The organism is Micromonospora chaiyaphumensis (assembly GCF_900091435.1).
GTDB lineage: Bacteria > Actinomycetota > Actinomycetes > Mycobacteriales > Micromonosporaceae > Micromonospora > Micromonospora chaiyaphumensis.
The window spans coordinates 93,100-105,662 of record NZ_FMCS01000004.1 but is presented as its reverse complement, the minus strand read 5'-3'; the positions used below and the strand labels follow the sequence as shown (position 1 = coordinate 105,662).

At 73.3% G+C, this 12,563-nt stretch carries 13 protein-coding genes; 7 read left to right on the top strand and 6 right to left on the bottom strand.

Annotation, left to right across the window (positions count from 1 at the left end; all coding sequences use genetic code 11):
• Positions 1 to 37: 37 nt before the first annotated feature.
• On the bottom strand, positions 38 to 541 hold the full coding sequence (locus GA0070214_RS12485; protein ID WP_091262322.1) for a GNAT family N-acetyltransferase: 504 nt from the start codon (positions 539 to 541) through the stop codon (positions 38 to 40).
• 49 nt (positions 542 to 590) lie between these two features.
• On the opposite strand from GA0070214_RS12485, the gene GA0070214_RS12480 reads away from it, so the two are divergent.
• From GA0070214_RS12480 to GA0070214_RS12470, 3 genes are all read left to right on the top strand, one after another.
• Entirely contained in the window at positions 591 to 1,166 is a 576-nt protein-coding gene (locus GA0070214_RS12480; RefSeq protein WP_091262320.1) for a TetR/AcrR family transcriptional regulator, read from the top strand.
• Between the two features lie 81 nt (positions 1,167 to 1,247).
• Complete coding sequence (locus GA0070214_RS12475) at positions 1,248 to 1,673, top strand: hypothetical protein (protein WP_139141849.1); 426 nt, start codon at positions 1,248 to 1,250, stop codon at positions 1,671 to 1,673.
• Positions 1,670 to 2,188, top strand: coding sequence for a TetR/AcrR family transcriptional regulator (locus GA0070214_RS12470; protein ID WP_091262318.1), 519 nt, complete (start codon positions 1,670 to 1,672; stop codon positions 2,186 to 2,188). Before GA0070214_RS12475 ends, GA0070214_RS12470 begins: the two co-directional genes overlap by 4 nt.
• Positions 2,189 to 2,224: 36 nt before the next feature.
• Here the strand turns inward: GA0070214_RS12470 and GA0070214_RS12465 are convergent, their stop codons facing one another.
• The 5 genes from GA0070214_RS12465 to GA0070214_RS12445 form a co-directional block, all read right to left on the bottom strand.
• Positions 2,225 to 2,404, bottom strand: coding sequence for a DUF6104 family protein (locus GA0070214_RS12465; RefSeq protein ID WP_089009804.1), 180 nt, complete (start codon positions 2,402 to 2,404; stop codon positions 2,225 to 2,227).
• 94 nt (positions 2,405 to 2,498) lie between these two features.
• Positions 2,499 to 6,227 (bottom strand): multifunctional oxoglutarate decarboxylase/oxoglutarate dehydrogenase thiamine pyrophosphate-binding subunit/dihydrolipoyllysine-residue succinyltransferase subunit, encoded by a 3,729-nt coding sequence (locus tag GA0070214_RS12460; RefSeq protein ID WP_091262317.1) that lies wholly within the window; start codon positions 6,225 to 6,227, stop codon positions 2,499 to 2,501.
• Between the two features lie 256 nt (positions 6,228 to 6,483).
• Positions 6,484 to 7,308 (bottom strand): ABC transporter permease, encoded by an 825-nt coding sequence (locus GA0070214_RS12455; RefSeq protein ID WP_091262316.1) that lies wholly within the window; start codon positions 7,306 to 7,308, stop codon positions 6,484 to 6,486.
• On the bottom strand, positions 7,305 to 8,243 hold the full coding sequence (locus GA0070214_RS12450; RefSeq protein ID WP_091262315.1) for an ABC transporter ATP-binding protein: 939 nt from the start codon (positions 8,241 to 8,243) through the stop codon (positions 7,305 to 7,307). Before GA0070214_RS12450 ends, GA0070214_RS12455 begins: the two co-directional genes overlap by 4 nt.
• 165 nt (positions 8,244 to 8,408) lie before the next feature.
• Positions 8,409 to 9,065, bottom strand: a complete 657-nt coding sequence (locus GA0070214_RS12445) for a hypothetical protein (RefSeq protein ID WP_091262314.1) — start codon at positions 9,063 to 9,065, stop codon at positions 8,409 to 8,411.
• Positions 9,066 to 9,239: 174 nt separating this feature from the next.
• Here GA0070214_RS12445 and GA0070214_RS12440 point away from each other — a divergent pair, with 174 nt between their 5' ends.
• The 4 genes from GA0070214_RS12440 to GA0070214_RS12425 all read left to right on the top strand — a co-directional run bounded on the left by GA0070214_RS12440 (position 9,240) and on the right by GA0070214_RS12425 (position 12,491).
• Entirely contained in the window at positions 9,240 to 10,013 is a 774-nt protein-coding gene (locus GA0070214_RS12440) for a GNAT family N-acetyltransferase (RefSeq protein WP_091262313.1), read from the top strand.
• Positions 10,010 to 10,921 carry a lysophospholipid acyltransferase family protein gene (locus tag GA0070214_RS12435; protein ID WP_091262311.1) on the top strand — a complete coding sequence of 304 codons (912 nt, stop codon included), beginning with the start codon at positions 10,010 to 10,012 and terminating at the stop codon, positions 10,919 to 10,921. Before GA0070214_RS12440 ends, GA0070214_RS12435 begins: the two co-directional genes overlap by 4 nt.
• A gap of 110 nt (positions 10,922 to 11,031) precedes the next feature.
• Positions 11,032 to 11,871 carry a DUF4097 family beta strand repeat-containing protein gene (locus tag GA0070214_RS12430; protein WP_091262309.1) on the top strand — a complete coding sequence of 280 codons (840 nt, stop codon included), beginning with the start codon at positions 11,032 to 11,034 and terminating at the stop codon, positions 11,869 to 11,871.
• Positions 11,868 to 12,491, top strand: coding sequence for a PadR family transcriptional regulator (locus tag GA0070214_RS12425; protein WP_091262307.1), 624 nt, complete (start codon positions 11,868 to 11,870; stop codon positions 12,489 to 12,491). Before GA0070214_RS12430 ends, GA0070214_RS12425 begins: the two co-directional genes overlap by 4 nt.
• The last annotated feature ends 72 nt before the right edge of the window (positions 12,492 to 12,563 follow it).

The window sequence follows — 12,563 nt, the reverse complement described above, 5'->3', positions numbered from 1 at the left end:
TCCTTGGACCCGTCGGTGGCGCCCCGGCGACGCGGGCTCACGCGCCGGCCGGCGCCAGCTCCCGCTCGTACACCTGGCCGGTCAGCTCCGTGCCGAAGCTGTGGTGGGTCTCCTCCTCGACCAGCCGGAAGCCGCGGGAGAGGTAGATCCGGCGGGCGGCGGCCAGGGGGTGGTTGGTCCAGAGCCGGATGCGGGCGTATCCCGCCTGCCGGGCGAAGGCGAGGCACTCGTCGACCAGCCGCTCGCCGAGCCGGCGCCCGCGGGCCGCCGGGTCGACCAGCAGGATCCGCAGCTGGGCCGTCCGCTCGTCGGCCGCGACGCAGAAGACGCAACCGGCCCGCTTCCCGTCGACCTCGGCGATCCAGGCGGCCTCCCGCGCCGGATCGTGGCCGGCCGCGTAGTCGGCGACGATCCGTGCCACGAGCGCCTCGAAGCTGGTGTCCCACCCGAACTCGTCGGCGTACGTCTCGCCGTGGGCCAGCACCACCCAGCCGAGGTCGCCGGGACGGCCCAGCGGGCGAATGGAGATCTCCGCGCTCATCGACACCCCTCCACTACTGAAACAGTCGTTTCAGTGGCAGAGTAGCGCTGTGAGCCAGCACGAGCGACCCCGCAGCGCCCGCCGCGACGAACTCCTGGAGCGGGCGTACGCGTACGCCCTGGCGCACGGGCTGGCCGAGCTGTCGCTGCGCCCGCTCGCCGCCGCCATCGGGTCCAGCCCGCGGGTCCTGCTCTTCCTCTTCGGCTCCAAGGACGAGCTGATCCGTGCCCTGCTCAGGCGGGCCCGGGCCGACGAGCTGGCCGCGCTGCGGCAGGCCCGGGAGGCGGGCGGCGCCGACGACTTCGCCGCCGCCGTGCGGACGACCTGGGGCTGGCTCGTGGATCCGGCCCACCGCCCGATGCTGGTCCTCTGGCTCCAGGCGTACGCCCGCTCGCTGAGCGAACCGGACGGACCGTGGGCGGGATTGGCCCGGCAGACCGTGGAGGACTGGCTCGGGCTGCTGGCCGACGTCCACGGCGGGGACGACGGTGGCGGCACGGATCCGGCGCTCGGCCTGGCGCTGCTGCGCGGCGCCCTGCTCGACCTGCTGGCCACCGGCGACGCCGAACGGACGACCGCGGTGGTCGAGCGCCACCTGCGCCTCCTCGGAGCCCAAGCCCGCTGAACCGGGCCCGCCCTTGACCTGGCTAACGCTGTTAGCTAACGTCTTGGCTAACAGCGTTAGCCAAACGAGGGGTGTGCCGTGATGACCGGAGCGACGACTGTGGAGACCCGACCGGCGACGACCGACGGCGGGGGCGTCCGGGACCGGATCGGCCGGGTGCTGCTCTGGCTGGCGGCGGTCGGCGCGCTGGCGGCGGCCCTCGGGGCGTACGGCACGGTCGCCGACGCCGAGCCGGCCGTCAAGGTGGTCGAGACGTGGCGGGCGTACGGATTCGTGGTCTTCGCCGGGCTCTTCGCCCTGCTGGCCGTCCGGCCGCGGGGTTACCGGGGGGTGTGGCCGCTGGTCATCTTCCACAAGGTGGCCATGACGGTGACCGCGCTGGTCTACGCGCGGAACGCCGCGATCGAGGGGACCAGCACCGTCCTGATCGTCGACGGCGTCCTGTCGGTGCTGCTCGTCCTGGCGCTCGTGCTCTGCCGCGGCTGGGTGGCGGAGCCGCGTCGGTGACCCGTCGCGAGGAGATCGTCGACGTGGCCGAACGCCTGCTGGAGCGCGGCGGGCCGGAGGCCGTGACGATGCGCCGGCTCGCCGACGAACTGGGCATCCAGGCCCCGTCGTTGTACAAGCACGTCGCGGGGAAGCCCGAGATCGAGGCCGCCCTGCAGCAGCGGGCGCTGCAGCGGCTCGCCGCGGCCCTGGAGGCGGCGCCGGACCTGCCGTCCCTCGCCGCCGCGTACCGTCGCTGGGCGCTCCGGCACCCGCGGCTGTATGAGATCGCCACCCGGCTGCCGCTGGCGCGCGAGCGCCTGGCACCGGGCGTGGAGGCGGCCGCCGCGGCGCCGTTGCTCCGGGTGACCGGGGGTGACCTGACCGCGGCACGCGCGCTCTGGGGCCTGGCCCACGGGCTCGTGGACCTGGAACTGGCCGGCCGGTTTCCGCCCGGTGCGGACCTCGATGCCGTGTGGACACACGCCATGGCCGCGCGGGTCGCCGCCGGGCCCGGCCCGGGCGTGACGGGCTGAGCGATCCTCCTCCACCCGGCGGGGGAGGTCAGGCGGTCACTCGTCGTCCTCGTCGTCCAGCCTGGCCAGCCAGGTGGCGAACCGCTCGATCGGGGTCTCGAACTCCGGGTTCAGGTCGACGAAGTCACGCAGCCGCTCGCCCAGCCATTCCAGGCTGACCTGCTCGTCGCCCCGGCGTTCGACCAGTTCCTCGATGCCACGGTCGGTGAAGTACATGTGCGTCCTCTCGCGGAAGAAGGGGGCCGCCACACCGACGAGGGGCAGCGGCCGTCATGCGGTCGCTGCCCCTCGTGCCGGCGGTGCGGTCAGCTCACGGGCGGGGGAGAGCCGCCTCGATCAGCGCGTTCTGCTCGACCTCGTGCATCTTCGCCGAGCCGACCGCCGGGGCGGCGGCGGCCGGGCGGGAGATGCGGCGCAGCCGGACCTCGGGCAGGTGCTCCAGCAGGTTGAGCGCCACGAACGACCAGGCGCCCTGGTTGGCCGGCTCCTCCTGGACCCAGGCGAAGTCCTCGGCGTTCGGGTACTGCGCGAGGGCGGCCCGGACCTCCTCGACGGGCAGCGGGTAGAGCTGCTCCATCCGCAGGATCACCGTGTCGGTCACGCCCCGCTCCTGCCGGGCCTGGAACAGGTCGTAGTAGACCTTGCCCGAGCAGAGCAGCACCCGCTTCACCTGCTCCGGGGCCGGGGCGGCGGTGTCGGCCAGCACCGGCTGGAAGGTGCCGGTGGTGAAGTCCTCCACCTGCGACACGCAGAGCTTGTGCCGCAGCAGCGACTTCGGCGTGAACACCACCAGCGGCTTCCGCTTCGGCGACAGGGCCTGGCGGCGCAGCAGGTGGAAGTAGTTCGCCGGGGTGGTCGGGATGGCCACGCGCATGTTGTCCTCGGCGCAGAGCTGGAGGAACCGCTCCGGGCGGCCGGAGGTGTGGTCCGGGCCCTGGCCCTCGTGGCCGTGCGGCAGCAGCAGGGTGACGGCGGAGCGCTGGCCCCACTTCACCTCGCCCGACGAGATGAACTCGTCGATGACCGACTGGGCGCCGTTGACGAAGTCGCCGAACTGGGCCTCCCAGGCGACCAGCGCGTTGATGTTCTCCACCGAGTACCCGTACTCGAAGCCCATGGCCGCGTATTCCGAGAGCAGCGAGTCGTGGACGAAGAAGCGGGACCGCTCGCCGTCGGCGGTGAGCGACTTCAGCGGCAGGTAGTCGTCGCCGGTCTTCGCGTCGACCACCGACGCGTGCCGCTGGACGAAGGTGCCGCGGCGCGAGTCCTGCCCGGCGAGCCGGACGGTGACGCCGTCGTGCAGCAGCGCGCCGAAGGCGATGATCTCGCCGAAGCCCCAGTCGATGCCGCCCTCGACGGACATCTTGCGGCGCCGCTCCAGCAGCTGCTGGATCCGCTTGTGCGGGGTGAAGCCCTCCGGCAGGTTGACGTGCGCCTCGCCGACCGCCTTGACCACGGCGGCGTCGGTGGCGGTGTCGACCTGCGGCTCCGGCTCGTCCTCCCGGCGCGGCCGGCTGAGCTGGCGCGGCGTGGTGGCGGCGTCGCGGGTGGCCTTGAAGACCCGCTCCAGCTGCGACTGGTAGTCGCGCAGCAGCTCCTCCGCGTCCTCCACGGTGATGTCACCCCGCCCGATGAGCTCCTCGGTGTAGAGCTTCCGGACCGACCGCTTCGAGTCGATGATCTGGTACATCTGCGGGTTGGACATCGACGGGTCGTCGCCCTCGTTGTGCCCGCGCCGGCGGTAGCAGACCATGTCGATCACGACGTCCTTGTTGAACGCCTGCCGGTACTCGAAGGCGAGCCGGGCCACCCGGACGACGGCCTCGGGGTCGTCGCCGTTGACGTGGAAGATCGGCGCCTGGATCATCCGGGCCACGTCGGTGCTGTAGAGGCTGGACCGGCTGTATTCCGGGGCGGTGGTGAAGCCGACCTGGTTGTTGACCACCACGTGCACGGTGCCGCCGGTGCGGTAGCCGCGCAGCTGGGACAGGTTGAGGGTCTCGGCGACCACGCCCTGGCCGGCGAAGGCGGCGTCACCGTGCACCGCCAGCGGCAGCACGGTGTAGCCCTCCAGCTTGAGGTCGATCCGGTCCTGCTTGGCCCGGACGATGCCCTCCAGCACCGGGTCCACGGCCTCCAGGTGCGACGGGTTCGCCACCACCGACACCTTGACGGCGTGCTCGCCGTCCGGGGTGGTGAACTTGCCGTTCTGGCCGAGGTGGTACTTCACGTCGCCCGAGCCCTGGGTGGAGCGCGGGTCGAGGTGACCCTCGAACTCGGAGAAGATCTTCTCGTACGGCTTGCCGACGATGTTGGCCAGCACGTTGAGCCGGCCGCGGTGCGCCATGCCGATCACGACCTCGTCGAGGCCGCCTTCGGCGGAGCACTCCAGGATCTCGCCGAGCAGCGGGATCAGCGACTCGCCGCCCTCCAGCGAGAAGCGCTTCTGGCCGACGTACTTGGTCTGGAGGAAGGTCTCGAACGCCTCGGCGGCGTTGAGCCGGTTGAGCACGTGCTTCTGCTCGTCCGGGGTGGGCTTCTCGTACTTGCGCTCGACCCGCTCCTGGATCCAGCGCCGCTCCTCCGGGTCCTGGATGTGCATGTACTCGATGCCGACGCGGCGGCAGTAGGAGTCGCGCAGCACGCCGAGGATCGAGCGCAGCTTCATCCGCTGCTTGCCGGCGAAGCCGTTGACCGGGAAGGTGCGGTCCAGGTCCCACAGGGTCAGCCCGTGCTGGAGGACGTCCAGGTCCGGGTGCTTGCGGATCTTGAACTCCAGCGGGTCGGTGTCGGCCATGAGATGGCCGCGCACCCGGTACGCGTGGATCAGCTCGTGCACCCGCGCGGTCTTGTTGATCTGGCCCTCGGAGTCGACGGCCACGTCCTGCACCCAGCGCACCGGCTCGTAAGGCAGCCGCAGCGAGGTGAAGATCTGGTCGTAGAAGCCGCGCTCGCCGAGCAGCAGCTCGTGCATGACCTTGAGGAACTCGCCGGACTGCGCGCCCTGGATGATCCGGTGGTCGTACGTGCTGGTCAGCGTGATGATCTTGCTGACCGCGAGGTCGGCCAGGGTCGCCTCGCTCATGCCCTGGTAGGGCGCCGGGTATTCCATGGCGCCGACGCCGATGATGGCACTCTGGCCCTGCATGAGCCGGGGGATCGAGTGAACCGTGCCGATGCCGCCCGGGTTGGTCAGCGAGATGGTGGTGCCGGCGTAGTCCTCCATGGTCAGCTCGTTGCGGCGGGCGCGCCGGACCACGTCCTCGTACGCCTGCCAGAACTGCCGGAAGTCCATCTGCTCGCAGCCCTTGATGGAGGGCACCACGAGGTTGCGGGAGCCGTCGGGCTTGGCCAGGTCGATGGCGATGCCCAGGTTGACGTGCTCGGGGCGGACCATCGCCGGCTTGCCGTCGACCTCGGCGAAGGAGTTGTTCATCTCCGGGTGCTCGACCAGCGCCCGGACCATGGCGTAGCCGATCAGGTGGGTGAAGCTCACCTTGCCGCCGCGGCCGCGGGCCAGGTGGTTGTTGATCACGATGCGGTTGTCCACGAGCAGCTTCGCGGGCACGGCGCGGACGCTGGTCGCGGTCGGCACGGCGAGCGAGGCGTCCATGTTCTGCACGATCTTGGCGGCGACCCCGCGCAGCGGGGTGGTGCCGGCGGCGCTCGCGGTCGGCGCCTTGGCGGCCGGCTTGGCCGGCGCGGCCTTCTTCGCCGGAGCCGGCTCCGGGGCCTTCGCCGCCGGCTTGGCGGCCGGCTTGGCCGGGGCGGGCGCGGGCTTGGCGGCCGGCTCCTGGGTGACCGTGGCGACGGCCTCCTGCTGCTCGGCCGGCTCCGGACGGGCGGCCGGGGCGGCCTTGGCCTCCGGGCGCGGGGTGGCGGCGCCGGGCGCCGGCCGGTAGTCGGCGAAGAAATCGTGCCAGGCCGAGTCGACGCTCGAGGGGTCGGCGAGGTAGCGCTGGTACATCTCCTCGACGATCCACTCGTTCGGGCCGAAACCCGCCAGTGGGTTCTCCTGCGAAGTCTGCTGGGTCGACACGGCCGCTAATCGCCTCTTTCACGCGGTTGTGAATGTCACGCGGGCGCTCCCGTGCCCGTTTCGGGACGCACGAGAGACGGCTCCCAGGCTACGCCGTGCGATCGACGCAGGCATTCTCGCCTCCGGCTGGTGGTCCGTTTCACAGAAGATGCCAGAAGTTCGGCAAACGCTGCGTGTCCCGGCCACTCCTGCTAGGCGCGGACGGCCCCGGCCGGTGACGCAGCGTCACCGGCCGGGGCCGGGCCGGGTAGCTGACTCAGGAGATGTCGCGGCGCCGGATGGTCAGCACGCCGATCACCCCGGCCACCGCGGCGTAGCCGATCAGCACGGCGGCACCCGCCCAGCGCGGCGGGTTGCCCGGGATCTCGGCGCCGCTCACCATGAGCGACGACGCCAGCGACGGCACCAGTAGCTGGAGCTGGTTGATCCAGTCACCGAACTTGGCGGCCAGGAGCCCGATCGCGATGGCCGCGCCGATGGCGCCACCGAGGTAGAGCAGGATGCCGGTCACCGTGGCGCCGATCTGGCTGCGGATCAGCACGCCGAGCCCGACGCCGAGCACCGACCAGAGCAGGTAGGCCAGCCCGTTGAGGGCCACCGCCCGCCAGACCGCGCCGCTGCCGAACTGGGCGCCGACGTCCGTGGCGTTCAGGATCAGCGGTGCGAAGATCAGGTTCAGCAGCGTGGTGCCCAGCCAGAAGAGCACCGCCAGCACGCCGGCGGCGACCAGCTTGGCCACCATCACGGCGGTGCGGTGCGGTGCCGTGAGGAACGTGGTGGTCACCGTCTGGTGGAAGAACTCGCTGGTCACCACCACGATGCCGAGCAGCATGACGATGAGCAGCCCGAAGAACTGGCCGTTGGTGTAGAGGTTGGCGGCCAGGCTGTCGGCGCTGGAGACGGCCTGCACCTGGTCGGCCTGGTCGGCCGGCACGTCGCCGATGTTCCCGCTGGTCAGGGCCTCGGTCTGCAGCCAGTTGAAGGCCATCGCGAGGGCCCACAGCGGCACCGTGATCAGGGCGAAGACCCACCAGGTGTTGGTGGTACGGATCTTGAGCAGCTCGGATCGGACCAGGTTCATCGGATCTCCGCCTTTCCGGCCGTCAGCTCCAGGAAGACACCTTCCAGGTCGGGGCGTTCGGTGGTCAGCTCGTGCAGCTCCACCTTGGCGGCCAGCGCCACCCGGCCGACCGTCGGCGCGTCGACCCCGGTCACCAGCAGCGCACCGTGCGCGTCGGCGTCCACCGTGGCCGCCTGCTCGCGCAGCGCCGCGGTCAGCTCGTCCGCCTGCGGGGTGCGTACCCGCACCCGGGCGCCGTGCGTCATCGAGCCGATGACCTGCTCGACCGGCCCCTGCCGGACCAGCTTGCCGGCCGCGATGATCACCACGTCGTCGGCGAGCAGCTGCATCTCGGAGAGCAGGTGGCTGGAGACCAGCACCGTGCGCCCCTCGGCGGCCAGCCCCTTGAGGAAGCCGCGCATCCAGCGGATCCCCTCCGGGTCCAGGCCGTTGGCCGGCTCGTCGAGGATCAGCACCCGCGGGTCGCCGAGCATGGCGGCGGCGATCCCGAGCCGCTGCTTCATGCCGAGCGAGTAGCCCTTGAACTTGCGCTTCGCGGCCGGGGTCAGCCCGACCAGGGCGAGCGCCTCGTCGGCGCGCCCGCGGGGGAGGCCCGCCGCCGCGCAGATCACCCGCAGGTGGTTGATGCCGGTGCGGCCCTTGTGCGCGCTGGACGCCTCCAGCACCGCACCCACCGTGCGCAGCGGATCGGCGAGGTCGGCGTACCGGTGGCCGCCGATGGTGGCCTCGCCGGCGGTCGGCGTGACCAGGTTGAGCAGCATGCGCAGCGTGGTCGTCTTACCGGCGCCGTTCGGGCCGAGGAAGCCGGTGACCCGCCCCGGCTGGACGGTGAAGGACAGGTTGTCCACCGCCCGGACGTTCTTGTATTGCTTCGACAGTCCGGACACCACGATCTGGCCGGTCCCGGCACTGGGGCTTGGCTGCCCGTCGGACATCGTTCTCCTCTCCTGCCACGGCGGGCTTCAGGGCACGCCGCTGGGGACGCCGTTGCGGGGGCGCCGTGCACAGCCTTCCAACCCGGCGCAAGGGGGTCAATCAGGCGGGATGCGTACGCCCTCCTCCCCCGGGGGCAGGAGCGGATCATCCGCAGGGAGGAGAGGTCAGGCCGGCGGCAGCGCGATCCAGGTGGCCCGTGCCCGGCCGAGCAGCGCGCCGTCCGGGCCGTACAGGCTGGAGTGCACCTCGGCCTTGCGCCCCGAGCCGCCGACCATGGCCCCGGTCACCACGCACTCGTCGCCGGGGCGCGGGAGCGCGCTGACCTGCGCGGCGATCCGGCCCAGGACGTACGGGCGGCCGGGCGCGATCACCGCCCACCCGCCGGGGCAGTCCAGCGCCGCCCAGACGGTCGCCGGCACCACCTCGGCCGGGGCGCGGAACGGCGCGGCGGTCCGCCCGTCCGGCAGCCGGCCCGGGAAGATCCGCAGCCCGGCCGGGTTCGCCGGCCCGCAGACGTAGCAGCCGGGGAAGGGGTGGTCCACGAGGCCCGGGTACGCCTTCGCGGCGGCCTCGGCCGTCGGCCGGTCCACCGGCGGGACCACGGCGTCGACCGGCTCGACCCGGCGTACCTGGGCGACCACCTGGCCGTCCGGGTCGCGGACCTCGCCGTCGACCACGGTCAGCGGGGTCTCCAGCGGAGGCGGCTTGCGCAGGGTGACCTCGACCGGGCCCCGGTCGTCCACCGCGGCGGCGAAGATCCCGGCGCTCCAGCCGCCGTTGCCCGAGCCGTCCGGGCCGTGGAAACGGGACTCGATGATCACCTGGCACCTCCGGGGGTCCGACGCCGGCCTCGTCGCCGGGTCCGCCCCGGCAGCCTCGCACGGCGGCGCCGGCCCGCCGCAGGTGAGGGGGTGTGCCGGAGTGCCGACCGGCGTTCACCGGATTGACATCTTTCATCCCCGGGGTCGGCACCCGGGACCCTTACACAGATACCCATGGCCGTTCTGCACGCCGCTGGCGCACCCCTCACGACCAGCGGATACACCCTGCTGATCGCCGACGACCCGACCCTGGTCGCGGCCGCGCAACGCCTGCGTCACGAGGTGTTCGCCAGCGAACTCGGCGCCACCCTGCACCCGGGGGCCGCCGGGCTCGACGCCGACGAGTTCGACGCCCACTGCGACCACCTGGTCGTGCTGCGCGAGGGCACCGACGAGGTGGTCGGCACCTACCGGCTGCTGCCGCCCGGGCGCACCGACCGCCGGTACGCCGACGGCGAGTTCGACCTGACCGCGCTGGCCCCGCTCCGCGACGGCCTGGTGGAGGCGGGCCGGTCCTGCGTGCACCCGGACCACCGCTCCGGCGCCGTGATCAACCTGATGTGGGCCGGGATCACCCGCTACCTGCACCTGCGCGGCTCCCGGTGGCTGGGCGGCTGCGCCTCGGTGCCGGTGGCCGACGGTGGGATCGCGGCCGCCGAGGTCTGGTCCCAGGTGACCGCCCGGCACCTGGCCCCGCCGCCGCTGCGCGTGACGCCCCGCCGCCCCTGGTTCGCCGAGGCGCCCGCCGCCGCTGCGTCGGAGTTGCCGCCCGCCGAGCGGCGCGCCCTGGTTCCGCCGCTGCTCCGTGGCTACCTGCGGCTCGGCGCGTGGGTCTGCGGGGAGCCGGCGTACGACCCGGACTTCGCCTGCGCCGACTTCTACGTGCTGTTCTCGCTGGACCGGATGAACCCCCGCTACCTGCGGCACTTCCTCGGCGAGGCGTCGTGACCGGTGACGACCTCTGGCGCCCCGCCTCGGGCTGCGGGCCGGTCTGCCTGCCGGCGCCCACCGCGCCGGACGTGTCGCTGCCGCGCCGGGTGGGGCGGCTGCTCGGCGTACTCGGGATGCTGCTGGCCGGGGTCGGCCTGGCCGCGCTGCTGCCGCTGCTGCCGGCCGGCGACCGGCGGGCCGCGCTGCGCGGCTGGGCGCGGGGAACGCTACGGGCCCTCGGCGTGCGGCTGGTGGTCCGGGGCCGGCTGCCCCGCCCGCGGGCGCTGCTGGTCGCCAACCACGTGTCCTGGCTGGACATCCTCGCGGTGCTCGCGGTGTCCCCGGCCCGGATGGTGGCCAAGCGGGAGGTCCGCGACTGGCCGGTGCTGGGCCCGCTGGCCGCCGCGGCCGGCACGGTCTTCGTCGACCGGTCCCGTCCGCGCGAGCTGCCGGCCACCGTCGGCCGGGTCGCCGGCGCGCTGCGCGCCGGACACTCCGTGGCGGTGTTCCCCGAGGGCACGACCTGGTGCGGCACGGCGGCCGGCTGCCGGCCCGGCCGGGGCTTCCGGCCGGCGGTGTTCCAGGCCGCGGTGGACGCCGGCGCGCGGGTCGTCCCCCTGCGGCTCGGCTACCGGTACGCCGGCGACGCCAGCAGCCTGCCCGCCTTCCTGGGTGACGAGACGCTGTGGGAGTCGGCCCGCCGGGTGCTGGGGGCGCGGGACCTGACCGTGGCGGTGACGGTCGCGGCCGCGCTGCACCCGGCGGCCGGGGCGGACCGGCGGCTGCTGGCCCGGGCGGCCGAGTCGGCCATCCACCCGGCCCCGGTCCGCGCGCCCGTGCGGAGTACCGCGACGGGCGTGCGGCTCGTCCGGCCGGTGGCGCCGGTCCCGGCCGGCGCGGGGGCGGGGCTGGACCTGGCGGCCTGACGAGATCGCGACACAGTCGCGACAGTCTTGTTCAGTCGCGATGTATCGCGTTATGCTCCTCCCATCACTCGACGCGCCGCCGACCGACGCGTCACCGAGGGGAGGACGCCATGACCAGCTGGACGGTCGACAGCCCGCAACGGCTCACCCTGGACGAGCCGGTCACCCGGCTGGACGTCCGCCTCATCAGCGGCCGGCTCAACGTGGTCGCCACCGACGGCCCGACCCGGGTGGACGTGACCCGGATCAGCCGCCGGCCCGTCCTCGTCGAGCTGCGTGACGGCCGGCTCACCGTCGCCCACGAGCGGACGCCCCGCTGGCCCGGGGTGCTCTGGTGGCTCGGCCAGCTCGGCCGGCGGTTCCGGGCCGAGGTCTCCATCGCCGTCCCCGCCCACGTGCTGGCCGACCTGCACCTGGTGGACGGCTCGCTGGTCGCCTCCGGCCTGCGCCGCGACACCCGGGTCGACGTCACCTCCGGCCAGGTCACCCTCATGGGGCTGCGCGGCCGCACCTCCGCGAAGGTCACCTCGGGCCCGGTCGAGGCGCTCGGCGTCGGCGGCGACCTCAACCTGGAGACGGTCTCCGGTGAGCTGATCCTCGCCGACAGCGCGCCCGAGCGGGTGCGTGCCCACGCCGTCTCCGGGTCGATCACCTGCGACCTGGACAACCCGCGGGGCAGCGAGATCCGGCTCAGCGCCATCTCCGGCAGCATCACCGTCCGGGTCCGCGAGGACAGCGACCTCACCGTCCACCTGCACACCACCTCGGGCCGGATCACCAGCGGCTTCCCGCAGGTCTGCGGCGGCCAGCACGGGTTCGGCGCGGTGAAGGACAGCCACGGGGTGCTGGGTGGGGGCGCCGGTAAGCTCTGGGCGTCCGCGACATCCGGCAGCATCGCGCTGCTCGCCCGTCCCGTCGAGGGCGCCGCCGACGTGGAGGAGCTGCCGTGACCGCCGTGTTCAGTCACGGGCGGCTCCGGCTCTACCTGCTCAAGCTGCTCGACGACGGCCCGAAGCACGGCTACGAGCTGATCCGCCTGCTGGAGGACCGCTTCCTCGGCCTCTACGCGCCCAGCGCCGGCACCATCTACCCCCGGCTGCAACGACTGGAGGTGGAAGGGCTGGTCAGCCACACCGCGGCCGGCGGCCGCAAGGTCTACGAGATCACCGACGCGGGCCGGGCCGAGCTGCGGCAGCGCGCCGGCGAGCTGGCCACCCTGGAATCGGACATCACGGCCTCCGTGGAGGACCTCTCCGCGCTGGCCGGCGACATCCGCACCGAGGTACGCGGCTCGGTGCGCGACCTCAAGCGGGAGCTGCGCGAGGCGGCCCGGCAGACCCGCCAGGCCCGCTGGGCGCCCCCGCCGCCGACCACCCGCCCCCCGAGCAACGGCGTCCCCGGCCCGGCCGGCGAGTCGCCCGTGCTCGCCGAGTTCGACCAGCGGCTGGCCGCGTTCACCGTCGAGGTCGGCGCGCTCGTGCGGGCCGGCCGGCTCACCGACAGCCAGCTCCGCACGGCCATCCGGCTGCTCGACGGGGCCCTGGACGGGCTGCGCCGGCTGCTCCGCTAGGCCCGACGCCGTGGGTGTCTCCGACGGGGGGAGACACCCACGGCGGCTCACAGGTTGTTTCCAGGATCCACC